Below are 22,574 nucleotides of genomic sequence, written 5' to 3'. Positions count from 1 at the left end.
CGTTCGTCGAAACAACAAGCCTCGTTGAATAACCCGAAAAGAGCCGGATGGGAGGTCCGCATGGCAATCGGCAAGATCATCAGTCGCGACCGCGCTGCACGGAGGGGTTGGCCGCGCTCCGCCGTTCTCGTCTCGTCGGCGTTGCTGGCGGTGGCGGGATTGAGCGCTGCGCCGGCGCGGGCCGAGTATCCCGAGAAGATCGTCAAGATCGTGGTGCCCTTCGCGGCCGGCGGCGGGACCGACATTGTCGCGCGAACGACCGCCCAGGAAATTCAAACGGACCTCGGCAAGCCCGTCATCATCGAGAACAAGCCGGGCGCCGGGACGATCGTCGGAACCCAGACGGTGGCGACGAGCGAGCCTGACGGCTATTCGCTGCTGCTGGCGACGTTCGCGCACGCGGTCAACCCGAGCCTCTACAACAAGCTGCCGTTCGATCCGCACAAGGATTTCGCTGCGGTGTCGTTGATCGCGCGGTCCTTCAATGTCGTCGTCGTCAACCCCACGTCCAAGATCAACTCGATCTCCGATCTGATCGCTGAAGCCAAGGCCAGGCCGGGCAAGCTCAATTTCGGCACGTTCGGCATCGGCACCTCGGCCCATCTCGCCGGCGAGCTGTTCAATGCCATGGCGAACGTCAAGATGACGGCGGTCCCCTACAAGGGCGCGGCGCCTGCGATCAGCGATCTCTTAGGGGGGCAGATCGACGTGATGTTCACCACCGTGGCGAGCGCCGCGTCGCTGGTGGCGGCGGGGCAGCTCCGCGCCTTGGCCGTCACCTCGGCCGAGCGTTCGGCCGCGTTCCCGCAATTGCCGACCGTTTCGGAGGCCGGATTGCCCGGCTACGCCGCCGAGTCCTGGTACGGATTGTACGCGCCGGCCAAGACGCCCGCTCCGGTGATTGCGCGCCTTGCCCAGGCGATCGCGAAGGCCATTCGGTCCGGTGCCTTCAAGCAGCTGTCGACCAACGAAGGCCTCATCATGGTCGGCAGCGCGCCCGAAGAGCTCGACCGCTACGTTCGGCAGGAGGAGGAACGCTGGCGCAAGCTGGTCAAGGACGCGAACATCGAGGTGCAATAGCCTGGAAACCAGCAACATCCGGGACCCAACAGAGGTCCCGGATGTCATCCGCCTAGACCGTCAGTCCGCAAGCCCGCCGGATCGCGATCTGAACGGGCGAAGGTGGCAGCGCCGGATCGAACGCGCGCTGCGGCAGCAGCGGAGGCTGTGCCATGAAGCGCGGCCGTTTCCCGCGGTGGGGTTGCGCGGCGTGAACAAGGAACGGGTGGCACAGATAGACGGTGCCTGCCTTGCCGGTCGCAAGTTCAACCTCGCAATCCTTCGTCGACGCCCAGTCGCCGGCAGCAAGCTGCCGGAGGGTTGCGCCCGCCTCGCCATAGGGCAGTAGCTCCCGCGCGATGGCCGCATGCGAGCCTTTCCGGATTCGCGTGGGCGCATCATCGTTTCCGACATCCGACAACAGGAAGAGCATCAGCAGCGCACGCCCGCTGCTCTTCACATTGGCACGCCATTCCATGAAATCCGGAACGGCGGTGCCGAAGCTCATGTCCACATGCCAGCCGTCATCGCCCGGCGATTGCGATGACGGGAAGCGGATCGGAAAGGTACCGAGGCCCCTGGGCGCAAACCAGCGCCCTTCGCCGACGAGCTGATCATAGGCCTTGTGCAGAAGCGGCGTATTCGCGGCTTCAATGAAGGGGGGCGTTGCCTTGGACGCTACCCGGACAACGGGCTGGGTCCAATGTTCGGGCTCGTCCGGCGACAAGCCGATATCCGCCCACAGTTCGTCCCTGCATTGCTTGGCAAGGTCGGCGCTGAAGGCACTCTCCAGTTTGGCGAAACCGTCGTCGATGAAGGTCTGGATCTGATGGGGCGTCAGGCCAGCCTGTTCGGTCTTGGGCATTGCACATCTCTCCGTTCGGCTACCGCATTGCGCGAAGCCGTTTGATCTGAGTGGCGCAGGAGCGCCGGAACGACGTTCGGCCGTTCAGATCAGCGGGAAGGATGTGGAGATGAACATCATGGCAGGAACGTATAGCCCGGCGGAGCGCGGAATCAAGTCACGGACAAACCGATGGGCGAGGCTTTCACCGCAAGCCCTGCTCGTCGATCAGGATGCGGTGGATCTCGATGCGCTCCGGCAGCTCGATCAGGAACTCCGCGTCGCGCGCGAGATGATGGACGTTGGTCGGCTCGCCCTTGGTGAAAGCCGCCATGGCTGCGATGTCCGCCCAATAGGAAATGGTGGTGAACCACGTCTCCTCGTCGCGGTCCTCGCGCAATTGCTGCACACCGAGCGCGGTCTTGAGCAGCGGCGGGATGCCCTCGGCTTGCAGATAGGCCTGGTAGTCGTCGGCGAGGTCGCGGCGGGTACGGCCGCGCCAGATGCGGGCGATGGTCGGCTTGATCGGCATGGCAGGACTCTCCTCGCTGCCGAACGCCGTCCGGGCGATTCTCGTTCCAGCGTCCCCATGTCACGGCGATTGGCGGCCGCAGCTGGAACCTGGCGACGGTCGGTCCGGCGAATCGGCGGCCGGTTCTTGACGGACGCCGTCGCACCACTTCCACATCATTGATCTGAAACAATGATGGTCACCGCCACAAATGCTAGGGCGAGTCGCAAGGTCACGTGCGAGGCTCCCCCAGGCCGATCAAGACACACTCCGCGCGTGATGAAATCCGAGGGCTCAATGGGACGACTGCTGAACATCGTGACGCCACTGCACACTGCGACCAAGCGCGACTACATGGGCCGAATGAACGACGACAAGATCGGCTGCTCGCTGAAGGCGCGGGAATACGAGGCCGATTACTGGGACGGCGACCGCCGCTTCGGCTATGGCGGCTACCGCTTCATCGAGGGCCGCTGGGCCCCCGTCGCCAAGGCGCTGATCGAGACCTATGGTCTAAAGGACGGATCGAGCGTGCTCGACGTCGGCTGCGGCAAGGGTTTTCTGCTGTACGAGATGCAGAAGATCCTGCCGGGCCTGAAGGTCACCGGCTTCGACATCTCCAGGCACGGTCTTGCCAATGCGCACGAGCAGGTGAAGCCGTATCTGTTCAACTATCGCGCCCAGGACGTCTATCCCTATGGCGACGGCAGCTTCGATCTCGTCATCTCGCTCGGCACCCTGCACAATCTCAGGCTCTACGAGCTCGAGGCCGCGCTCAAGGAAATCGAGCGGGTCGGCAAGAACAAATACGTCATGGTCGAGGGCTACCGGAACGTCGCCGAGCTGCACAATCTCGAATGCTGGGCGCTGACGGCAGAATCCATCCTGCACACCTCGGAATGGATCTGGCTCTACGGCAAGCTCGGCTACACCGGCGATTACGAATTCATCTATTTCGAGTGACCGCGCGCGACCCATGGACATCAAGACTGCCAAGGCGGCCATTCTCGTCGAATCCGGCAAGCCGCTGATCGTCGACGAGTTCACCCTGCCCGACAGGCTCGAGCACGGTCAGGTGCTCGCCCATGTGCACACGTCGAGCATTTGCGGCGCACAGATCAACGAGATCGACGCCGTCAAAGGCGTCGACAAGTTCCTGCCGCATCTGTTGGGGCACGAGGCGCTGGCGACCATCGTCGAAACCGGACCCGGCGTCGTCTCCTGCAAGCAGGCCGACACCGTCGTCATGCATTGGCGGCCCGGCAAGGGCATCCAGTCGAACACGCCGGTCTATTCCTGGCGCGGCAAGCGCCTCAATGCGGGCTGGGTCACCACCTTCAACGAATACGCCGTGGTGTCGGAGAATCGCGTCACGCCCGTGCCCGCCTCGATCGACCGCACCAGCGCGCCGCTGCTCGGCTGCGCCGTGACGACCGCGCTAGGTGTCGTCAACAACGATGCGCAGATCGCGATCGGCGAGGCGGTCGTCGTGTTCGGGGTCGGCGGGGTCGGATTGAACATCGTGCAATTCGCCGCAATGGTCGGCGCCTGGCCGGTCATTGCGATCGACCGTCTCGACAACAAGCTGGCCATGGCGAAGGATTTCGGCGCCACCCACATCATCAATTCCGAGACGGTGAAGGATGTGGCCGCCGAGGTCCGGTCCATCACGGGGGCCGACGGACCCGACAAGGTCATCGAGACCACCGGCGTCAAGAACCTGATCGAGCTCGCCTACGAGATCACGGCCAAGAAGGGCCGCTGCATCCTGGTCGGCGTGCCCCGCGAGAAGGCGGAGATCTATACTCTGCCGTTGCACTTCGAGAAGGTGCTGAAGGGCTCGGAAGGCGGGCAGTGCCAGCCCGCGCGCGATTCCCGCGCCTGGTTCGCCTCAGCGATGCCGGCAAGGTGAGCTACCGCGGCATCGTCACCCACGAGTTCGCGCTCGACGACATAAACGACGCGCTGGACTTGATGCGCAGCGGCACATCGGGACGGATCCTTCTGAACATCAGCTGAGCGCTGCGCTCGCCGCGCACGCGCGAACATCGAGGTGCAATAGGTCACTAGTCGATCTCCGCCTTGGTCTTCAGTCCGGGCAACACGGTGCGGACGTGCTCGGCCAGCGTCGTCGCCAGCAGCGAGGGCCTCGTCTTCGAGAATTCGAGCGCGATGCCGATGGTCGGAAGCAGGGGCAGTCCGGCCGAGACGACGTGAAGATCGAACGGAACGGCGGTTCGTGTCAGGACGCTGATCGCATGACCGGACCGCGCGATCGCGATCAGGCCGGCGAGGCTGTTGCTCGCGTAGGCGACCCTGTAGCGCCGATTGACCGCGTCCATTGCGGCGCAGGCGGCGCGGTAGTCCAGGCTCATCGGCGCCGCCAGCGCCAGCGGCAGCACATCCTGCGTCAGTATTTTCGGTTCGGCCTCGTTCGCGACCCAGACGAAGCGCTCCTCACGGATCACCTCGCGCGCTCCGGCATCGGACAGCGAGACCAGCGCCATGTCGATCTGGCGCCGCACCAGCATCGGGCGCAGCTCGGAGGTCGGTGCGCAGACCATGCGCAGCTCGACATTGGGATGCAGCGCGCAGAACCCCTTCAGCAGCGCCGGCAGGAAAGCGATCGAATAGTCCTCCGGGCAGCCGAGGCTCAGCGTCCCCTTGAGACTCTCGCCGCTCATGTCGGCGAGAATCTCGTCGTGCTGCGCCAGCAGCGTCTCGGCGTGGGCGAGCAGTTTCTCGCCGGCCGCGGTCAGCCTCATGCCGGATCCGCTGCGGTGAAACAGCGGCTGCGTGATCGTCTCTTCCAGCCGTTGCATCTGCATGCTGAGCGCGGACTGCGTCCGGCCAATCTGCAGGGCCGCCAGGCTGATCGAGCCGGTGCGGGCCACGACGACGAAATTCCTCAGAAGAGTGAGATCTAGCACCGACATCAGAAAGATTGATATCCAGATTGAATTATATCAATTAGCCTGAAGCCAAATTCTTGACTAGAGGTCAGACATCCCAAGCGCAGGTGGCTGTCATGACCTTGAATGCCGATCCCGATTTCTGGGCGTCCGCCAACACGCATCTGACCCGCTATGGGCCGAGTTTCGAACCCGTCATCATCGAGCGTGCGGCCGGCAGTTTCGTCTACGACGCCGACGGACGCGCCATCCTCGACTTCACCTCGGGTCAGATGAGCGCCGTGCTGGGGCACACGCATCCCGACATCGTCGCCACGGTCGCACGGCAAATGGGGGCGGTCGCTCATCTCTTCAGCGGCATGCTCTCGCGTCCGGTGGTGACGCTGGCCGAGCGTCTCGCTGCGCTTGCGTCCGGTCTCGACCGCGTGCAGCTGCTGACGACAGGCGCGGAAGCCAATGAAGCGGCGATCCGGATGGCCAAGCTCGTCACCGGCAGGCACGAAATCGTCGCCTTCGCGCAAAGCTGGCACGGCATGACCGGCGCGGCGGCGTCGGCGACCTACAGCGCGGGCCGGCGCGGTTATGGGCCGGCCGCGGTCGGATCGTTCGTCATTCCCGCGCCGAACGCCTATCGGCCGCGCTTCAGGAACGTCGACGGCAGCAACGACTGGCAGACCGAGCTGGACGATGCGTTTGCCCTGATCGACAGCCAGTCGACCGGTAATCTGGCGGCCTTCATCGCCGAGCCGATCCTCTCCAGCGGCGGCATTCTGGAACTGCCGCTCGGCTATCTCGCGGCCTTGAAGCAAAAATGCGAGCAGCGCGGCATGCTGCTGATCCTCGACGAAGCTCAGACCGGAATTGGCCGCACCGGGCACATGTTCGCCTTCGAGCGCGACGGCGTGGTGCCTGATATTCTCACGCTGTCGAAGACGCTCGGCGCCGGCCTGCCGCTCGCCGCGGTCATGACGACAAAGGCCATCGAGCAGACCGCGTTCGAGCGCGGCTTCCTGTTCTACACCACGCATGTCTCCGATCCCTTGCCCGCCGCGATCGGCGTCACGGTGCTCGACGTGGTCGCGCGCGACGGGTTGGTGGCGCAGGCAACCGCCAGGGGCAACAGGCTCCGGGATGGATTGCTGTCGCTGCAGCAAAAGTTCGAATGCGTCGGTGACGTCAGGGGCCGCGGGCTTCTGCTCGGTCTCGAAATCGTCGTCGACCGGCAGTCTAAGACGCCGGGGTTTGAACTCGGCGCGCGGATCATGGAGGAGACCATGCGGCGCGGTCTCAGCATGAACATCGTCAAATTGCCCAGCATGGGCGGCGTATTCCGCATCGCGCCGCCGCTCACAGTGTCCGAGGCCGAAATCGATCGCGGTCTCGAGATCATGTCAGAGGCGATCCAGGCTGCTGCGACAACGCACTGATCGGCGGAAGGCCTTTTCCGGATGCAACTCGCCAGGACATATGGGCGTCCGACGCTGTTCTCGCGGCACGGCATGGTCGCCGCCGCGCATCCGCTCGCGGCACAGGCCGGTGCACGAATCCTGATGCAGGGCGGCAATGCGTTCGATGCGGCTGTCGCCACGGCGGCCGCCCTCAACGTGGTCGAGCCGTTCATGTCGGGGCTTGCCGGGTTTGGACTGGCCACGATCTGGGTGGCGATCGAGCAGCGCGTTCGCGTGCTCGACTTCGCGCCGCCGATGCCCGCGAGCTTCCCGGTCGGCAGATACACCAGCAGATTCGAGCTCGAGCGCGGCGCGCAGGCGGCCTCAACTCCCGGAAATCTCGCGGGCTGGTGCGAGCTGCTCTCGCGCTATGGACGCAAATCGCTTCCAGACGTCTTTGCGCCGGCAATCAGGCTGGCGCGCGACGGCTTTGCGCTCTCGGACTTCGGTGTTGACGAGATCAACGAGCAGGTGCCGCTGCTCGAACCCTGGCCGGAGCTGCACGCCGCACTGATCAGGAACTATCTCCCGGATGGAATGCCGGTGAAGCTCGGCAGCATCGTCGCGCAGCCTGATCTCGCGCAGACTCTTGCCGAGATCTCCGAATGGGGGCCCGAGTATCTGTATGGCGGCAAGCTCGGCCGGCGGATCGTGGACTATCTCGCCACGCTCGGCGGCAGCCTGACGCTGGACGATGTCATCGCCGTCAAGCCGCATTGGTTCGATCCCCTGACCGTGTCCTATCGGGGGCTCGAGCTTCACGTCCCGGCGCAGCAATGCGGCGGCTTCCAGTTCGCCCTGACCCTCAAGATCCTTGAAGGCTTTGACGTCGGGCGTCTGCCGAAGGACGGCGCCGATCATCTCGATACGGTCTATCGCGCGATCCGTCTCGCCGCCGGCGAGCGCATCGCCCATGGCAATCTGGGACCGGATCAAGCCGCTGGAGGAATGTCCGAGGCGACGATCGCGCGGCTTCGCCAGCGTGTGAGCGACGGCCAGCCGATCACGGGCCCGACAGAGCAATGGATGCCGCAGGATCGTGCCGATCCCGGCCACACCACCTCGTTCTCGATCGCCGACGCGGAAGGCAATCTGGTCTGCATTACGCAAAGTCTCGGCAGCCCGTTCGGCAGCGGCGTCGTGGTGCCGGGGACCGGCGTTTGCCTCAACAATCATCTGCATTGGGCCGACGTGCAGCCGGGAAGCCCGAACCTCGCCAAGCCGGGCGACGCGTTGCCGGTGACGATGGCACCGTCGATTGCGACGCGCGGCAGCCGTCCGGTGCTCGCGCTGGGGACGCCCGGCAGCTACGGCATCCCGCAAACCCAAGCCCAGGCTTATGTGCAGCACATCGAGTTCGGCCTTCCGCTGCAGCAGGCGATCGAGGCGCCGCGTTCACGGCTGTGGGACGGCTGCTTCATTCAGGCAGAGAACCGCATCGCGCCGGAGACCATCGCCGAACTGAAGCGCCGCGGCCATGAGATCGAGATTTTGGACACCGGATGGACCATGCTCTGCGGAGGCATGCAGGCCGTCGCGCTCGATCCGGTAACCGGCGTGATGACGGGTGCCGCCGATCCGAGGCGGGACGGGTATGTCATCGGATTGTGAGAGGTCGCACATCGAGGCGAGCGCAGGCAGGCGCCGCCGATGTGCGCCCCCGCCTGAGTGGCTGGCCGCGTCTCGTTAACGAATCGTTCACCGCCCAAGACCAGCCAAGGCCAGCCCCGCCGTAACCGGCGGTTAACCATGGATATTTACGGTGTAGCAAGCCTCTGAGCTATGACTGTCAGTTGATTTCGAGTCCAACCCATGGCGTTCGGTAGCCGCGCATCTCCGCGAAGCATCGCCCCGACGGAGCAAGCGGCTTCGTGGGAAGCGCCGCGGGCTGCGAAGGCGAAGCCTGACGGCGCCTCGCCGGGACTGACCAAGGGATCGCTGACCGTCTCTGGGACGCTGTCCTTCCTGCGCGAGAACGGCCGGCGCATTCTGACGCTGGCCTTGGCGCTGTTCGCCCTCGGCGTCGTCGCTCTGATGGTGCTTCCGGTCCGCTATGCCGCAACGGCGCTGGTCGTGCTCGATCCGCGCGAGCTGCGCGTGACCTCGGAGCAGGACGTGCTGCCCGGCATCGGCCAGGATGCCGCGGCGCTGCAGAGCCAGATCGAGATCGCCAAATCCGACGGCTTCCTCCGTCCCCTGATCGAGCAGCTCAAGATCGCCAACGACGAGGACGTCGCGGGCGGTTATACCGACATGACGCGCCTGCTCGAGAAATTCCGCAACCGCCTCGAGATCACCCGGCGCGGGCTGACCTACGTCATCGCGATTTCCTTCACCTCCAACCGGCCGGATCGCGCCGCTTACTACGCCAATGCCATCGCCGAGGCCTTCGTTGCCAGCCAGGGCCGCGTCCGCACCGAGGCGACGGACGAGGCGGCCGACTGGCTCAAGGACCGGCTGAAGACGCTGAGCGAGCGCCTGCGCGCGTCGGAAGACGCCGTCGCCGCCTTCCGGCTCGAGCACAACATCGTCAATGCCGGCAAGGAATCCACCACGCAGCAATTGCGGGTGACCGACCTGACCCAGCAGGTCTCCGCCGCCCGCGCGCGCACCGAGGAGGCCAAGGCGCGCTACGAGCAGGTGCAACGCGACGTCAAGGCCAATGTCGAAGGGCCGGTGAAGCAGGATCTCCTCAGCATGCTGCGCGCACAGCGCTCGGCCCTGAACGACCAGATCGCGCAGAAGAAGGCGGTCTATGGCGACCGCCATCCGGACCTTGCGATCTCCTACAGCCAGCTGGCGGATATCAACCGGCAGATCGAGATCGAGCGAAAGAAGAACATCGACACGGCCAAATCCGAATATGAGGCCCAGCTGGAGCAGCAGAACGCGCTGGAAAAGCAGCTCAAGGCGGTCGAGACCAAGATGCTGCGCGACGGCCAGGCTCTGGTGAAGCTGCAGGAGCTGCAGCGCGACGCCGATGCCAACCGCAACATCTACGAGCAGTTCCTGTCGCGGTTCAAGACCACCAACGAGCAGCGTCAGCTGCAGGCGTCCCAGACCAAGATCGCCTCGGTTGCCATTCCGCCGTTGCGCTCGACGCGTCCGCCGCTCGCTTTGCTGCTTGCGGCGCTGGCGATCGGCTCGCTGTTGACGTCGACCGCCGCCGTTGCGGTGACGACGAGCCTGTCCGCCGACGAGGCGGCATCCGTTCAGGCGCCTGTCTCACGTGAAGCGGAGGAGGCGCCCAACCGGCAAGTTCCCGCGGCCTCCGCCGCGCGCCCGGCCGAGGCGATGCCCCGCCTTCCTGTCTGGGCCCGCATCCCCGAGCTGGCGCCAGGAGGCGGAATCAACACGGTTTGGCAAAGACCGGTCAGCGCGTCGGCCGAGCTCGATCTCGGCCCTCATCTGCGGCCGCTGCTCGAACGCATCGACCGCGTGCCGGTGCGCGGCTGCAAGGTCGCGCTGGTCCTGTCGGTCGGCAAGAGCGCCGGCGGCAACACCGTGGCGCGCTCCCTCAATCGCGCCGTCGTGAACCGGGGCATGATGAGCGTGCTGATCCGGCTCCAGCCGGAATTTGCCGGCGCCCAGCCGCCCGTGACCGAATGGCAGGACGGCTCGACCACGGCGGGACTTCAGTCGATCGATGAGCTGCTCAGTGCCGGCCGGAAGCCCGATGCGCGGCCCGAGGACGATATCCGCTCGGAGTTCGACCTGATCGTCGTCCACGCCGGCAACCTCGCCTTGCAGCCCGACGCCATCGCGCTGGCCGCGCATGCCGACCTGATCGTCCTGGTAGCGCGCGCCGGCGAGCTCGGGTCGTCCGCGATGCGGAGGGTGACCGCGGCGCTGTCGAAATATGCGGCGGTGCCGACCGGCCTCGTCGTCAATCACGTGCCCGCCGATTCCGTGGCGCCTCAGCCCGACGGTGGCGCTTTGGGTCTTGCGGTTTGACGATGACTGCCTTGCGCCGCCGTCTGCTGGATGCGGCGATGCTGTTGTCGATCTCGGTCGGCCGGCCGGTGTTCGCCGGCGATTGCGTGCCCCTGCCGTCGACGGTCGCGCCCGAGCGGCTTGCCGCGCTCTCGCGCGGCTTCAACGCCGACGGCTGGATCAACGGTGCGCCGCCGAGCCGCGAGCTGCTGCAGCAGTTGCGCAAGGCGGGCATGAGCCATGTCCGTCTGCCGGTGCCGGCGGAGCGCGTGATGCCGCGCTTTGCCGCAAAGGACGAGCGCGAGGCGACGCAGCGCGTGCTCGACAGCGCGTTGAAGCAGCTGACCTCGCTCGGCTATTCCAGCTCCGTCGACCTTCATCCGGGCGAGCGCTTCAATCGCCTGCACAAGGACGATGCGGATGCGGCGATGGGCGAGATGCAGGAGGCATGGCGCGCGCTTGCAGCGGTCATTCGGTCCTATCCTGCCGATCGAATCTTCGCCGAACTGCTCAACGAGCCCGATATCGAAGCGGACAGATGGCAAAAGGAGGTCGAGGCGCTCGCTGCCTTCGTTCGCCGGTTGCTGCCGGCCACCACGCTCATCGTCGGCCCGGTCAATTGGCAGCGCGCGGATTCGCTGCCGCGGTTTCGCCCGCTGGCGGACCCTGACGTCGTCTACGCCATCCATTTCTACGACCCGATGGTGTTCACTCATCAGGGCCACTGGGACGTGCGCGATCCGCTGCACGACATCATGGATCTGCCTTATCCGATCAACGCCGGCGATCCCAAGGTCCAGGCGCTTCGGCAGGATTTGCAGGCTAGGGCCGCGGTCAAGGCGCTTGCCATGCTCGATACCGCGATTGCCGCCGCCAAGGACAAGCCGGAAGCCGATCGCTGGCTCGCGCCTGCGCTTCAATGGCAGCAGCAATTTTCGCGGCCGATCATCGTCAATGAGTTCGGCGTGTTGAAAGCCGGCGCGCCCCGCCAAAGCCGCTTGCGCTGGCTGGCGGAGGTCACTGCCTATGCCCGCGCGCATTGCTGGGGCTGGGCGCATTGGGAACTGGCGCAAGGCTTTGGGCTCGTCGACGCCGCAACCGGCAAGCCTGACGCCGACGTGATGCGGGCGCTGCTCGGCACGCCCGGCCGGCTTGAAGGGGCTCCCACCGCGCGCCGTGATCGTTAACGGATCCTTACACCTCGCGCGGCTATCGTGTCCCGGCGCGATGGCAAAGGACGATTGATGAGCGCCGGGTACTCACCGCAAGGCCAGAGCGTGCAGGCCGCGTCGCCTCCGGCCTGGCGCGAACTGGCCGCGACCTTCTGCATCGCCATCGCGGCGATCGGCTCTGCGCCGGTTCTGCACCTCGCCAATCCGGCCCTGGCCATCACCATCGAGGTCCTGATCGGCATCGCCATCGTCGTTGCGGTCCCGACCTGTGCGCCGGCCGTCGCGATCTTCGTCCTGTTCTTCCAGAACCTGTTCGTCTCCGTCCTGTCGCCGCTGGTGCCGCTGCCGTCCGATCTCGATTTCATCAAGGGTTACAATTTCCTGGTTTGCTCCGTGATGTGGCTGGCGACGCTTGCGCTCTACGTGCTGGGCCAGAGGAATCAGTCGGCTGAAGTGAACAGGATCATGCGCTGGGGCGTCATCACCCTCGCCGTGGTGTCGCTGTATTTCGCGATCGGCTTCGTCCAGGACGGACAGCCGGCGGCGGTCTATTTGCGCAACATCGTTCTGCCGCTGTTTCTGTTTCAGCTGTCGCTCCTGACCGCCGCGACCTATGAGGTGCGCATCACGCCGTTTTTGGTGACGCTCGCGATCATCCTCATGCTGTGCGGCTATGTCGAGCTCGTCTTGCGCGATGTCTGGCTGGCCATCACCAACGGCCATACGTTCTGGGGCTTCGACGAGCTCAAGGCGACCCATTCGGGCGTCTGGGAGGCCCAGATGCGGCAGACCGGCAACGTGCCCGTCACGCTCAAGGATCGGTTCAGCTTCGACTTCCTCAACACGCCGTTACTCGAAGGCTTCGGCCTGTCGAAGATGCTGCGCATCAACGGTCCGAACATGCACCCGATCAGCTTCGCCTACGGGCTCGGCTTTCTCGCCCTGTTCCTGTTCTCGGTCGGACGCCCGCTGCTCGCCCTGGCAGCCCTGCCGCTGCTGGTCTTCTGCAGCGTGAAGGGAGCACTCATCACGGTCATCTTCGTGGCTGCGGGCTGGATCGGGACTCGCCTCATCGGTGCCGTAGCGACGTTATTGCTGGGTTTCGCCGGCATGATCGGCTTTGCGATCCTGGCGATCCGCCTCGGCCTGCAGATCGGCGACTATCACGTCATCGGCCTGATGGGCGGCCTCGACGGATTCGTGCAGAGACCTTACGGCCGGGGCCTCGGCATCGGCGGCAATCTGTCGGACAGCTATTTTTCCATCGATTGGAGCGCTGCGCAGGCGGCCGGCACGATCGATGGCGCGGTCGAGAGCGCGATCGGCGTGCTCCTGTACCAGATGGGCGTTGCTTCCTTCGTGCTGCTGGCGTTCTATTTCGCGATCGCGCTCAAAGCCTGGCGCCTGTACGCGTCATCGGGATATCTGACGCAGGGCCTCGCCGGCTTCGGCGTCCTGGTCGTTCTGCTCAACGGATTGTTTCAGGAAGAGGCGCTGTTCGCGCCGCTTGCGCTGGGCCTGATGCTCTCGCTCGCCGGCCTCGTCATCGGCAGCCATGCGAGGGTGCAGACCGTCGCGGAGGCCGAGCCCGCTCGGCTCACCGGTTACCAGCCCGTGACGTAAGCTGCGGCGCGGCGACGGTCCGGGTACTCGGACCTCGCCATCCAGGAACTTCCATTTTTTCCCGGCGTTGAACCGGACCCGCAGAAGCGGCCGACGCACGCGATGAAGAATTTTTCCAACGCCGAGTTTTCTCCCGAGGTGATCGAGATCATGACGACAGCCCTGGAAGCTGCCGTTGCAACCCTGCCGGAGCCCGTGCATTCCTCGCACGTCAACGCGCTCGCCGAATCCATCCTGCGCACCGCCAGCGCTGGCGAGCGGAACGTCTCCGACCTGCAAAGGATCGCCCTGATGGAGCTGCAACTGGCGCCGCGCAAGTGACGAGGCAGACATGAAGACACTGCTTGCCGCAATCATCGCGCTCTGTGCGACGTCATCAATTGCCTCGGCCAACGGCTGGAGGACCTACCGCATCCCGGAATCCGGAACGTCGGTCGACATTCCCGCCGCGATCTTCACCGAGTCGGCCGGCAAGCCAGATGGATATGGGCAGCGGTTTCGCAGCTCCGACGGCAGTGCGGACCTCACTGTTCAAGCCGTCGAGAACCAGCAAGGTCTGTCGCCGGCCGAATTCCTCGCCAGGAAGAATCCGCCGAGCGGGATCATCTACCAGCGGATCACGTCGAACTTCTTCGTGGTCTCCAGCATCAAGCGCGACAAGATCTGGTACGACCGGTGCAATTTCTCGCGCGGCTATGTGCACTGCGTTCTGATCAATTATCCGGCCGCCCAGAAGCGGCGATGGGATGCCGTCGTGACCCGGATCAGCCGCAGCCTGCGTGGCGGCTGAGCGAGGTCGCAAGCGGAAAGAGCTGCCCGAGCAAGCCGGGCAGCAGGTCGTGAGGAATAGAGCCGCGCGAATTCTAGCGCGCCGTCGTCGAGGTGGTCGACATGGTGGGCTTCGAACCCGGCACATGCGACATCGTCTTGGTGGTCGAGCCGACTTGCTCGCCGGCCTTGACCTTGGTGCGCGTATGCGAACGGCTGAACGTGCCGCCCTCATGGGCTTGCGCGCGGGCGTTGGAGTTCAGCACCGGACCGTGGCCCTTGTTCATGCTGACGCCGGTCTGCGTCTTGCCGCTGGCGGCAGCCGCGCTTCCGCCGGCGGCGATCGAAGAGCCGGTGCGGCCCGTCGCCGAGGTCGACGTTCCGCCGGTGCCGACGGTGGAAGCGGAGGTGCCGCCTGCTGCGGCCGAGCCGCCGCTGCCGCCGGTGACGCTGGTCTGCGCCAGCACTGGTGAAGTGGCGGCAAGCAAAAGCGCGACCGCCGAGGTCGTGACAAGCATTCTCATGGTTCAATCCTCTGTTCGATGGCTACTGGTGTTAAGGCGACGAGGTCGAGATCGTGCAGCCGTTGACGGTGATGGTGCTGGCGCTGGTGGAGCCAGGCCCGCCCGCCGTCGACGAGGAGCTTGAGACGTGGCCGCCGCCTGCTTGCACATGGACCGACGATCCGCCGGCCGAGCTCGAGCTCGACAGCGAACCGCTCGATGCGGTCGAGCCCGTCGTGCCCGAAGCCGACGCGCCGGCCGCGCTGATGCTGCCATCTGCGTGCTTCACCACCGTCACCTTGCAGGTCTCGCCCGACGCCGTCTTGCCGGTCTTTTCCATGGTTTCTGCCGATGCAGCGCCACCCATCAGGGCCAGCGCCGTGATCGCAACGATTGACTTGTTCATTGCGTCTCCTCCTCAACATGGACAAAGGGAGCGGCACCGTGCCGCTCCCCGGATCGGACTAGTTCTTGTCCTTCTTCCACTCGTCCTTGTTGTGGCCCTTGCCCTTTTCGAGGCCCATGTCGCTCGCGTGGCTGCCGGACTTACCGTCGCCCATGCCGGGCGATTTCGACGAACCGGACTGGCCAACCGTGGAGCCGCCTGCAGCGGAGCCGCCGGTGCCGACGCTGGACGAGCTCTTGCCGCTCCCCGCCGATGAACCACCGGTGCCGAGCGTCGAAGCCGAGCCGCTCCCGGAGCCACTGCCGGCCGCCGAGCCGCCGGTGCCGACCGTCGAAGAGCTGGTGCCGCCGCCGGCCGACGAACCGCCGGTGCCGAGCGTCGATGCAGAGCCCGACCCGCTGCCGCCAGCCGAAGAGCCACCGGTGCCCACCGTCGAAGAGCTGGTGCCGCCGCCGGCCGATGAACCGCCGGTGCCGATCGTCGAGCTCGATTGCGCGACGGCGAGCGCCGTGCCGGCCAGCAGCGCGGCCGCAGCCGCAGAGAGCTTCAGGATCCTCATCTTCATTTCCTCCAGGTTTCCAAAAATCAGATCGCCAATCAGGCACGGGATAAATTGGCAATTGCGCAAACGTTCCCTTGTGTCCGACACGTTGACGCGTTTGTTCCTCGGAGTCAGTTCCGAGACGCGAAGCGTGTCGCCTCTTGTTCATCCGGCGTTCATCTGCTGCGGCCATGACGCAGCGTTCGCTGCGATCACCAGCTCTCAGAATGCTCCGACCGTCACCAGAGGCGTGGAGAGACGAGAGGAAGCCGCGCGGGCATTCCGATTCGAATGCAGATCGGCTGCTCGCGCTGCGCGGCGTCGAGATGCCGGCGTGACGTCCGGCTTTCGCATTTCAAGCCTCACCGATGCGTTGCTCTCACCATGATCCGGCGAATCGGCGGCGAGCAGGGGAGTGGCGGCCATCTCAGTGGACGTGTCGAAGATGATTTTTTCAGGCAGGGCCCGTGCGGAGCGGATGCGAATGGTGGTTCGATCGACGTCCGGGCCGGCAGCACGCTCCCCGAGCGGCGGCAGAGAGCGATCCAACAAGAAGAGCAGCGCCACGACGAAACTGCTTGCAAATACGACGTATCGAACAAGGGGCATCAGGCGCTACCGCAAACGAAGCTATTGAAAAATGCACGGGCGGGCCGCCTCGACGGCCCGCCGTGCGCAGCAGTTAGTCAACCTCCTGAACGACCATGCGGGTGTCGGGGTCGACCAACATCACGCGGTTGCCCGAATAGACGTAGCGGTACTTGGTGAGCGAGGGACCCCAGTCACTCGGGACGGCCGCGAGCTCGACGTCGCTCGGCACGGGCGAGCCCACGACGATCTTTTCGCGCGTTTCGACCGGACGGATCTTGCGCTCGGTGACATAGGACCGGATCTTGGTGCGGTATTCCGGTTCGATCTGCACGGCCGCGCCGTGTCCGGCGCCGGTCGTCGTGGTGACGGTGGTTTGTGCCATCGCGCCCGTCGAGACGAGCAAAGCGGCGGCCGAAATCAACATGAGCTTCTTCATCGCGTTCTCCTTCGCCGCTGCATGCGGCGCTGCGATGAACTCGCGATCAGCTGCACCGTTCCGGGGAACCCGGAACGTTTGCCGCTTTCTCCCGTTCCTTCCCGGGGAGGTTCAACTGGAGGAGAGGAAAATGCCTGTATTGATTCTCTGGGCAGTGCCCGCCATCGTGGTCGTCGGCGGCGGCATCTATCTCATTAGCCACATGCACTGAATGTGGAGGCCCCGGTTTCCAGGCAAAGCAAGAAACCGGGGCCGCATATCCAATCACCTTCCATCGATCTCGGAATGTGGAGCATCACGCTCTTGCATGCATTGATCATGCCTGGCCAGTTCGGCCCTGGCTTTCTCATGCATGAAACGATACGCGCGCAGGTCGGCGCTTCGGTCGCGGAGTCGACTTCGGCTTTCCGATCATCACATTGTCATGCTCCGGTCATCTCCGCTGCATCGTCCGTTGCTCTTGTCCCGCGCGCCAGAGCTTCGCTCCAATGACATCAAAGCGGAGCTCTGGATCTTGTTTGACGCGCTTTCGCGATGCGAGCCCGACGCCGCTTCGCTCGAAAACGCTCTGGGGAGAGCTGACATGCAACCGATCAGGACGATTTCAGCGGACCGCCGCGCGATGCTCAAGGGCCTCGCGGCAGCGGTCGTGGCGCCGCTTGCGGCGCCGGCCTTTGCCGCCGAGGGCCTTCCGGCGCAGCCGACCGGCTCAATGGCCGCCATCGCCACCGACAAGTCCTATTGGGCGGCCGTGAAGGGGCTCTATGCCGTGACGCCCGAAATCGTCAATTTCGAGAACGGCTATTGGGGCATCATGGCCGAGCCCGTGCGGCGCGAGTTCATTCGCCAGTCCGACATGGTCAATTATCAGAACACCTATTACGCGCGGCTGCGTGCCGGTGCGGATTTCGAGGCCGTGCGCACCAAGGTGGCGGAGGCGGTCGGCGCGCTTCCGGCGGAGATCGCGCTCACCCGCGGCGCCACGGAAGCGCTTCAGCTCCTGATCGGCGGCTACAACAGGCTGAAGCCGGGCGATGGCGTGCTCTATGCCGATCTCGATTATGATTCGATGCAATATGCGATGAACGCGCTGAAGGCGCGCCGCGGCGTCGACGTGGTCAAGTTCGACGTGCCGGAGCCCGCCACCCGCCAGGCGGTGCTCGACGCCTATGCCCGTGCCATCGAGGCGAACCCGAAGACGAGGCTCCTGCTTCTGACCCATGTCAGCCACCGCACCGGCTTCGTCATGCCGGTCGCCGAGATCGCCCGCATGGCCAAGGCCAAGGGCATCGACACCATCGTCGATGCCGCCCATTCCTGGGGACAGCTCGACTTCCGGGTGAGCGAGCTCGAGGCCGATTTCGTCGGCTTCAACCTGCACAAATGGATCGGCGCGCCGCTCGGCGTCGGCTTCCTCTACATCAGGAAGGATCGCCTTTCGGCCATCGATCGCGACATGGGCGACGAGGATTTTCCGGAAAGCGACATCCGCTCGCGGGTGCATACCGGCACGGTCAATTTCGCCACGGTGCTGACGGTGCCGACGGCGCTGGCGCTACATCAAGAGATCGGCGCGGCGGCCAAGCAGGCGCGCCTGCGTCATTTGCGCGATTATTGGGTGAGCCGCGTCCGCGGCTTCAAGGACATCGAGATCCTGACGCCGGATGAAGCCGGCTCCTATGGCGCGATCACGTCCTTCCGCCTCGCCGGCAAGACCGGCAAGGCCGACAACGAGGCCATCGTTGCGAAGCTTCGGGACAGCCACAGGATCATGACGGTGCGCCGCGCCGGCGTCGCCAGGGGCCAGTGCATCCGCGTGACCCCGGCGCTCTTCACCAACGAGGCCGATCTCGACCGCCTCGTCGAGGCGCTGGCCGTCATCACGGGGACGAAGACGGGGTGAGGGTTCGTCAATGAGGGAGCATTGAGCCGTCGTGTAGTTGAGTAGGGTCGAACTTGATCACCTCGACTTTGGTGACTCCATCCAAGCGCTCCCTCAGTCCTTTGATGCGAGGTTCCAAATCGGCACCGTCCATGCTTGCAAGTAAGAGAACGTCCGGGCGCACTCGGGTGCAGACGGCCGCGAGCTGGTCCATTTCACCGCTGCTTAGTCGCGAACCTGCCTTGACCTCGCAGAGGTATAAGGTTCCGTCCACCACTGCCAAGGCATCTATCTCAGCAGCTGGTTCGGGAGCATTTTCGGGATATTCGTCCCACAATGAATTCGACGGCGCAAAGTAAAATGAGTCTCTCGCGCGTTCTGACAACTGCCACAGAGTCCAAATCAGGGGCTCGATTCCGTGATCTCGATACGCCTCCAAGACGAAGCTATTGAGACGAAAGGCCCAATCACCTGAGACAGGAGCTGATCTCGTTGTGCCGCAGACGTCACACCGCAGCAAACGCGACATCTGCTCAATCGAGACCCAATTTCGGCTAAAGCATTTTTCGCATTGCCATTCTCTGCCTTGAAACAGGATCTGTGCGTCACAAAGAGCCTGAATTGATCGGTCGAGATGGTGACTACCTTGATAGTATTCCTTATCGCGCTCCGAAAGATCGGTCGCGTCCTCCATATCCTTTCGAACCAACTCCTCCCATTTGGACTTGAGTTGGCTATACTGAACGAAGCGCCTTTCCCTTTGGACTTTGCGGCCGAACTGCAGAGCCACACGTGCAAGCTGATTCCACTGCTCCTCACCTGCCACTGTGAGCGTGCTCGACTTGGACGCTAATCGCTTCTTTAAGGTCGCCACCAGTTCCTTTTGAAGCGTAACATTCTTTTCTGGAGAAATACCTCCAAGATGAATGACGATGTCTCGCCAATAGCCATTCATCAAGAACTCGAACGCTGTCGGCACTTCTTCAAAGTGCCCTAGTACGCCAAGCAGATATCGACCTTTGTCAGATGGCTCTGCGTAACGATATCGGCTGAAGCCGTGGACATTCGTCTCGCGTTTGAAGGGTAGCCACTCCCTTTCGGCGCAAAGCGCGTACCGAAATGCGTCGATGTCTTCCGGGATTGCGAGTGTGCCGAAGTCAATGTCGGATCCACCAGCCACCGATAGCCTGCCAAAACGGTCGGTCCGAATAAAGTTGGCATTGTACTGGAACGGCTGTTCATTTCTCGTAAGCTTAAAAGCGCCCTGTAGTCGGAGTCTTCTCGGCAAGACCCAATTGTGCACTACGTTGGAGTATAGAGAATGATTGACAGCGCGACTGATTGAAAGATCGATCATCCAATAGCCGTCGCGGATCGATGCCGGCGGTTTGGACTCGTGTATGTGCCACGGAGTGGCTGCCGGAACTCGCGTTTCGCTTCCTGCGAAATCGATGTCCGCTGTCGTCCTTGGCTCCGGACCAAAGTTGTATCCGTATGAGTAACCGATGTACCTCTCTTGATCTTTGAATTGAGGGATGCAACTAGCATGCGTTCTATCCGCGAGGACCTGCACGGAAATCCATCCGCCATCGCTAAGCTCACGTCCTATCTCGCGGAGATCTTCGATAGAAAGCGAGCAAGAGTGTAGCGACAAATGGTGATGTCCTTGACTGACTGGGCCTCTTCGTTTGATCAGCTCGCAAAGAGCTGTCATAAAATTCGTATCGTTAGTCTTCTCTCTGTAAAGATGAAGCGAGCTTAGCTCATGAAGGCCACGATTGCTTCGGTGATGACCGTTCCAGAATAGGAGTCTGTCATCGATACTATCCCCGACGACGAGCGTTAGCGCGGTCTCGGCAGCGTAGTTGTTGGTTTCTAAGCGGGGTGCAAATACGTCGGATAGGTCAGACAGACCAAAAATCTGGTTTGGCTTCGACAGCGCGTCTAGAATTGAGATCTCATGGGTGAAGTACTCGGCGCTGGAACTCTTTCGAAGGCGACCGTCCGAAAGCGAGCTTTCCGAGATCAAGGTAGCGCACCTGTAGTATTCGGGCGCCGCCTCAGAGCGGTTAGAGTTTTTGAAGGAGGTGCGGATGAATCCGAAATTCTCCCTCAGGAACGCACTTTCACTTCTATCGAAGTATTTGTCGATAACTCGGATATCAGTTAAGCGCTCCCAGAATATTGACTGACGGCCCTGCAAGAATGGGACGATAGAAAGAGAATTTAGTCCTCGCCAGGGGAGCGCGGGTTCGTAGTTTGTCCGGTCAGGAGAAAAACGTCGATCACTGTGAGCGACCAAGTACGCCGGACAAAGCGATTCATTCAGGTAAGCCACGGCTGAGTCGTCAAGCGACACGTAGCTATAGATAATGTCAGGATCGAAGAGTCGAAGCCACTGGAAGTATCTTGCGTCGATCCCGGTTTGAACCGTTGGAACAATAAGGGTGCGACGACCACCCCAGCGGCTGTATGATTCATCGAATACGGCGTCTAGCAGGTCGTGCGGACATTCCTCAAGCGCAATCAGGTACGCGACGCGTACTGGCCGAGCGGATCCAAGTGCAGTGAGCTTTGATAGAGATTCAGGCATAACTTTCGTAATGGTAAACGGAATTGAGCTGCCTTGTATGGAAAGTTTGTGAGCGCGGATGGAACTCTACTGGACTAGGAACGACGGCTTCATGATAATCAGAATAGCGGTCGTCAAACGAAAATGAAATTGTCTCCAAGACAGCGAGCCGCAAGACAATTTCGCGTCTCAATCAAGGCAGGCTGGAGCCGTGAGTGGGTTCGTGAGTGATGTTCATGCTTGTTTTCCGTACACTCACTCACCGCCACCCCAACGCCGGTGCCACATGCATCAGGATCGCCTCGATCGCATGCGCGCAATAATCCACGCCGAGCTGGTTCGGGATCGTCAGCAGCAGCGTATCAGCTTCGGTGATGGCCTCGTCCTGCCGCAGCTGCGCGATCAGCAGGTCCGGCTCGGCCGCATAACTCCGGCCGAAGATCGCGCGGGTGCGTGGGTCGATGAAGCCGATCTGGTCTTCGCTGCCGCGCTCGCCACCGAAATAGGCGCGGTCGCGATCGTCGATCAGCGCGAAGATGCTGCGGCTGACGGAGACGCGGGGCTCGCGGCTGTGGCCGGCTTCCTTCCACGCCGCACGATAGGCTCGGATCTGCGCCGCCTGCTGCACGTGAAAGGCCTCGCCGGTCTCGTCGTTCTTCAGTGTCGAGCTCTGCAGGTTCATACCGAGCTTCGCCGCCCACACCGCGGTGGCGTTCGAGCCGGCGCCCCACCAGATCCGCTCGCGCAAGCCCGGCGCATGCGGCTCCAGGCGCAGCAGCCCCGGCGGATTGGGAAACATCGGCTGCGGATTGGGCTCGGCAAAACCTTCGCCGCGCAGGAGGTCGAGGAAGACTTCCGCATGGCGCCGCCCCATGTCGGCATCGCTCTGGCCTTCGGCCGGCCGATAGCCGAAATACCGCCAGCCGTCGATCACCTGCTCGGGCGAGCCGCGGCTGATGCCGAGCTGCAGCCGCCCGCCGGCGATCAGGTCGGCGCTGCCGGCGTCCTCCACCATGTAGAGCGGGTTCTCGTAGCGCATGTCGATCACGGCCGTGCCGATCTCGATCCTGCTGGTCTTGGCGCCGACCGCGGCGAGCAGCGGAAAGGGCGAAGCCAGCTGCCGCGCGAAATGGTGGACGCGGAAATAGGCGCCGTCGGCGCCTAGCTGTTCGGCCGCGACCGCCAGCTCGATCGATTGCAGCAGCGTATCCGCCGCCGAGCGCGTCCGGGATTGCGGCGAGGGCGTCCAGTGCCCGAAGGAGAGGAATCCGATCTTTTTCATGCCTTCACCCTAGCGCATGTAGCGGCGGATGAGTGCCCTGCCGTGTTGACGAAGCTGTGACACCTCAAGCGCAGGCCACCGAGCTGCAAGA

At 63.6% G+C, this 22,574-nt stretch carries 22 protein-coding genes; 12 read left to right on the top strand and 10 right to left on the bottom strand.

All coding sequences use genetic code 11. The features are described 5' to 3' along the window. The first annotated feature begins 60 nt into the window (after positions 1 to 60). On the top strand, positions 61 to 1,080 hold the full coding sequence (locus tag HZZ16_RS28270) for a Bug family tripartite tricarboxylate transporter substrate binding protein (RefSeq protein WP_197953106.1): 1,020 nt from the start codon (positions 61 to 63) through the stop codon (positions 1,078 to 1,080). 52 nt (positions 1,081 to 1,132) lie between these two features. Here HZZ16_RS28270 and HZZ16_RS28265 read toward each other — a convergent pair whose 3' ends face one another. Together HZZ16_RS28265 and HZZ16_RS28260 are read right to left on the bottom strand one after the other, a co-directional pair. Next, positions 1,133 to 1,924, bottom strand: coding sequence for a phytanoyl-CoA dioxygenase family protein (locus HZZ16_RS28265; protein ID WP_197953105.1), 792 nt, complete (start codon positions 1,922 to 1,924; stop codon positions 1,133 to 1,135). A gap of 184 nt (positions 1,925 to 2,108) precedes the next feature. Further along, a complete protein-coding gene (locus HZZ16_RS28260) occupies positions 2,109 to 2,435 on the bottom strand; it encodes a hypothetical protein (RefSeq protein ID WP_197953104.1) in 327 nt (108 codons plus the stop codon). Positions 2,436 to 2,711: 276 nt separating this feature from the next. Here HZZ16_RS28260 and HZZ16_RS28255 point away from each other — a divergent pair, with 276 nt between their 5' ends. Then, entirely contained in the window at positions 2,712 to 3,377 is a 666-nt protein-coding gene (locus tag HZZ16_RS28255; RefSeq protein WP_246510482.1) for a class I SAM-dependent methyltransferase, read from the top strand. 13 nt (positions 3,378 to 3,390) lie between these two features. Next, positions 3,391 to 4,326 carry a zinc-binding dehydrogenase gene (locus HZZ16_RS28250; RefSeq protein ID WP_246510481.1) on the top strand — a complete coding sequence of 312 codons (936 nt, stop codon included), beginning with the start codon at positions 3,391 to 3,393 and terminating at the stop codon, positions 4,324 to 4,326. Positions 4,327 to 4,480: 154 nt separating this feature from the next. On the opposite strand, the gene HZZ16_RS28245 is transcribed toward HZZ16_RS28250, so the two are convergent. Continuing rightward, positions 4,481 to 5,350, bottom strand: coding sequence for a LysR family transcriptional regulator (locus tag HZZ16_RS28245; RefSeq protein ID WP_197953102.1), 870 nt, complete (start codon positions 5,348 to 5,350; stop codon positions 4,481 to 4,483). A 92-nt stretch (positions 5,351 to 5,442) separates the two neighbouring features. On the opposite strand from HZZ16_RS28245, the gene HZZ16_RS28240 reads away from it, so the two are divergent. The 7 genes from HZZ16_RS28240 to HZZ16_RS28210 all read left to right on the top strand — a co-directional run bounded on the left by HZZ16_RS28240 (position 5,443) and on the right by HZZ16_RS28210 (position 14,292). Then, a complete protein-coding gene (locus HZZ16_RS28240; protein WP_197953101.1) occupies positions 5,443 to 6,753 on the top strand; it encodes an aspartate aminotransferase family protein in 1,311 nt (436 codons plus the stop codon). A 21-nt stretch (positions 6,754 to 6,774) separates the two neighbouring features. Then, a complete protein-coding gene (locus tag HZZ16_RS28235) occupies positions 6,775 to 8,385 on the top strand; it encodes a gamma-glutamyltransferase family protein (protein ID WP_197953100.1) in 1,611 nt (536 codons plus the stop codon). 201 nt (positions 8,386 to 8,586) lie between these two features. Beyond that, on the top strand, positions 8,587 to 10,728 hold the full coding sequence (locus HZZ16_RS28230) for a GumC family protein (protein WP_197953099.1): 2,142 nt from the start codon (positions 8,587 to 8,589) through the stop codon (positions 10,726 to 10,728). 2 nt (positions 10,729 to 10,730) lie between these two features. Beyond that, positions 10,731 to 11,894 (top strand): glycoside hydrolase family 5 protein, encoded by a 1,164-nt coding sequence (locus HZZ16_RS28225; RefSeq protein ID WP_197953098.1) that lies wholly within the window; start codon positions 10,731 to 10,733, stop codon positions 11,892 to 11,894. 57 nt (positions 11,895 to 11,951) lie between these two features. Beyond that, positions 11,952 to 13,502: a hypothetical protein gene (locus tag HZZ16_RS28220; protein WP_197953097.1), complete on the top strand. Its 1,551-nt coding sequence runs from the start codon at positions 11,952 to 11,954 to the stop codon at positions 13,500 to 13,502. A gap of 102 nt (positions 13,503 to 13,604) precedes the next feature. Further along, positions 13,605 to 13,823 carry a hypothetical protein gene (locus HZZ16_RS28215; RefSeq protein ID WP_197953096.1) on the top strand — a complete coding sequence of 73 codons (219 nt, stop codon included), beginning with the start codon at positions 13,605 to 13,607 and terminating at the stop codon, positions 13,821 to 13,823. A 10-nt stretch (positions 13,824 to 13,833) separates the two neighbouring features. Continuing rightward, positions 13,834 to 14,292 carry a hypothetical protein gene (locus HZZ16_RS28210; RefSeq protein ID WP_197953095.1) on the top strand — a complete coding sequence of 153 codons (459 nt, stop codon included), beginning with the start codon at positions 13,834 to 13,836 and terminating at the stop codon, positions 14,290 to 14,292. A gap of 73 nt (positions 14,293 to 14,365) precedes the next feature. Here the strand turns inward: HZZ16_RS28210 and HZZ16_RS28205 are convergent, their stop codons facing one another. The 5 genes from HZZ16_RS28205 to HZZ16_RS28185 form a co-directional block, all read right to left on the bottom strand. After that, positions 14,366 to 14,794: a hypothetical protein gene (locus HZZ16_RS28205; RefSeq protein ID WP_197953094.1), complete on the bottom strand. Its 429-nt coding sequence runs from the start codon at positions 14,792 to 14,794 to the stop codon at positions 14,366 to 14,368. 31 nt (positions 14,795 to 14,825) lie between these two features. After that, positions 14,826 to 15,179 carry a hypothetical protein gene (locus HZZ16_RS28200; protein WP_197953093.1) on the bottom strand — a complete coding sequence of 118 codons (354 nt, stop codon included), beginning with the start codon at positions 15,177 to 15,179 and terminating at the stop codon, positions 14,826 to 14,828. Between the two features lie 58 nt (positions 15,180 to 15,237). Beyond that, positions 15,238 to 15,738, bottom strand: coding sequence for a hypothetical protein (locus HZZ16_RS28195; RefSeq protein ID WP_197953092.1), 501 nt, complete (start codon positions 15,736 to 15,738; stop codon positions 15,238 to 15,240). A gap of 204 nt (positions 15,739 to 15,942) precedes the next feature. After that, positions 15,943 to 16,287 (bottom strand): hypothetical protein, encoded by a 345-nt coding sequence (locus tag HZZ16_RS28190; protein WP_197953091.1) that lies wholly within the window; start codon positions 16,285 to 16,287, stop codon positions 15,943 to 15,945. Positions 16,288 to 16,402: 115 nt separating this feature from the next. Then, positions 16,403 to 16,747, bottom strand: coding sequence for a DUF1236 domain-containing protein (locus HZZ16_RS28185; protein WP_197953090.1), 345 nt, complete (start codon positions 16,745 to 16,747; stop codon positions 16,403 to 16,405). Between HZZ16_RS28185 and HZZ16_RS28180 the strand changes: the two genes are divergently transcribed. After that, entirely contained in the window at positions 16,734 to 16,958 is a 225-nt protein-coding gene (locus tag HZZ16_RS28180; protein WP_197953089.1) for a hypothetical protein, read from the top strand. The two genes, HZZ16_RS28185 and HZZ16_RS28180, sit on opposite strands and share 14 nt — an antisense overlap. Positions 16,959 to 17,330: 372 nt before the next feature. Beyond that, a complete protein-coding gene (locus HZZ16_RS28175; RefSeq protein ID WP_197953088.1) occupies positions 17,331 to 18,650 on the top strand; it encodes an aminotransferase class V-fold PLP-dependent enzyme in 1,320 nt (439 codons plus the stop codon). Between the two features lie 7 nt (positions 18,651 to 18,657). Here the strand turns inward: HZZ16_RS28175 and HZZ16_RS28170 are convergent, their stop codons facing one another. Together HZZ16_RS28170 and HZZ16_RS28165 are read right to left on the bottom strand one after the other, a co-directional pair. Continuing rightward, on the bottom strand, positions 18,658 to 21,222 hold the full coding sequence (locus HZZ16_RS28170; protein WP_197953087.1) for a hypothetical protein: 2,565 nt from the start codon (positions 21,220 to 21,222) through the stop codon (positions 18,658 to 18,660). A gap of 238 nt (positions 21,223 to 21,460) precedes the next feature. Then, the gene (locus HZZ16_RS28165; RefSeq protein WP_197953086.1) at positions 21,461 to 22,483 is read right to left on the bottom strand and encodes an LLM class flavin-dependent oxidoreductase; all 1,023 of its coding nucleotides are present in this window, start codon (positions 22,481 to 22,483) and stop codon (positions 21,461 to 21,463) included. Between the last annotated feature and the right edge of the window lie 91 nt (positions 22,484 to 22,574).

It is taken from the genome of Bradyrhizobium glycinis, assembly GCF_016031655.1.
Classification (GTDB): domain Bacteria; phylum Pseudomonadota; class Alphaproteobacteria; order Rhizobiales; family Xanthobacteraceae; genus Bradyrhizobium; species Bradyrhizobium glycinis.
This window is presented reverse-complemented; position numbering and strand designations above follow the sequence as displayed.

Coding starts and splice junctions, on each gene's coding strand:
- HZZ16_RS28270 (WP_197953106.1), top strand. CDS start 61: ATGGCAATCGGCAAGATCATCAGTCGCGACCGCGCTGCACGGAGGGGT.
- HZZ16_RS28265 (WP_197953105.1), bottom strand. CDS start 1,924: ATGCCCAAGACCGAACAGGCTGGCCTGACGCCCCATCAGATCCAGACC.
- HZZ16_RS28260 (WP_197953104.1), bottom strand. CDS start 2,435: ATGCCGATCAAGCCGACCATCGCCCGCATCTGGCGCGGCCGTACCCGC.
- HZZ16_RS28255 (WP_246510482.1), top strand. CDS start 2,712: ATGGGACGACTGCTGAACATCGTGACGCCACTGCACACTGCGACCAAG.
- HZZ16_RS28250 (WP_246510481.1), top strand. CDS start 3,391: ATGGACATCAAGACTGCCAAGGCGGCCATTCTCGTCGAATCCGGCAAG.
- HZZ16_RS28245 (WP_197953102.1), bottom strand. CDS start 5,350: ATGTCGGTGCTAGATCTCACTCTTCTGAGGAATTTCGTCGTCGTGGCC.
- HZZ16_RS28240 (WP_197953101.1), top strand. CDS start 5,443: ATGACCTTGAATGCCGATCCCGATTTCTGGGCGTCCGCCAACACGCAT.
- HZZ16_RS28235 (WP_197953100.1), top strand. CDS start 6,775: ATGCAACTCGCCAGGACATATGGGCGTCCGACGCTGTTCTCGCGGCAC.
- HZZ16_RS28230 (WP_197953099.1), top strand. CDS start 8,587: ATGGCGTTCGGTAGCCGCGCATCTCCGCGAAGCATCGCCCCGACGGAG.
- HZZ16_RS28225 (WP_197953098.1), top strand. CDS start 10,731: ATGACTGCCTTGCGCCGCCGTCTGCTGGATGCGGCGATGCTGTTGTCG.
- HZZ16_RS28220 (WP_197953097.1), top strand. CDS start 11,952: ATGAGCGCCGGGTACTCACCGCAAGGCCAGAGCGTGCAGGCCGCGTCG.
- HZZ16_RS28215 (WP_197953096.1), top strand. CDS start 13,605: ATGAAGAATTTTTCCAACGCCGAGTTTTCTCCCGAGGTGATCGAGATC.
- HZZ16_RS28210 (WP_197953095.1), top strand. CDS start 13,834: ATGAAGACACTGCTTGCCGCAATCATCGCGCTCTGTGCGACGTCATCA.
- HZZ16_RS28205 (WP_197953094.1), bottom strand. CDS start 14,794: ATGAGAATGCTTGTCACGACCTCGGCGGTCGCGCTTTTGCTTGCCGCC.
- HZZ16_RS28200 (WP_197953093.1), bottom strand. CDS start 15,179: ATGAACAAGTCAATCGTTGCGATCACGGCGCTGGCCCTGATGGGTGGC.
- HZZ16_RS28195 (WP_197953092.1), bottom strand. CDS start 15,738: ATGAGGATCCTGAAGCTCTCTGCGGCTGCGGCCGCGCTGCTGGCCGGC.
- HZZ16_RS28180 (WP_197953089.1), top strand. CDS start 16,734: ATGAGCTTCTTCATCGCGTTCTCCTTCGCCGCTGCATGCGGCGCTGCG.
- HZZ16_RS28185 (WP_197953090.1), bottom strand. CDS start 16,747: ATGAAGAAGCTCATGTTGATTTCGGCCGCCGCTTTGCTCGTCTCGACG.
- HZZ16_RS28175 (WP_197953088.1), top strand. CDS start 17,331: ATGCAACCGATCAGGACGATTTCAGCGGACCGCCGCGCGATGCTCAAG.
- HZZ16_RS28170 (WP_197953087.1), bottom strand. CDS start 21,222: ATGCCTGAATCTCTATCAAAGCTCACTGCACTTGGATCCGCTCGGCCA.
- HZZ16_RS28165 (WP_197953086.1), bottom strand. CDS start 22,483: ATGAAAAAGATCGGATTCCTCTCCTTCGGGCACTGGACGCCCTCGCCG.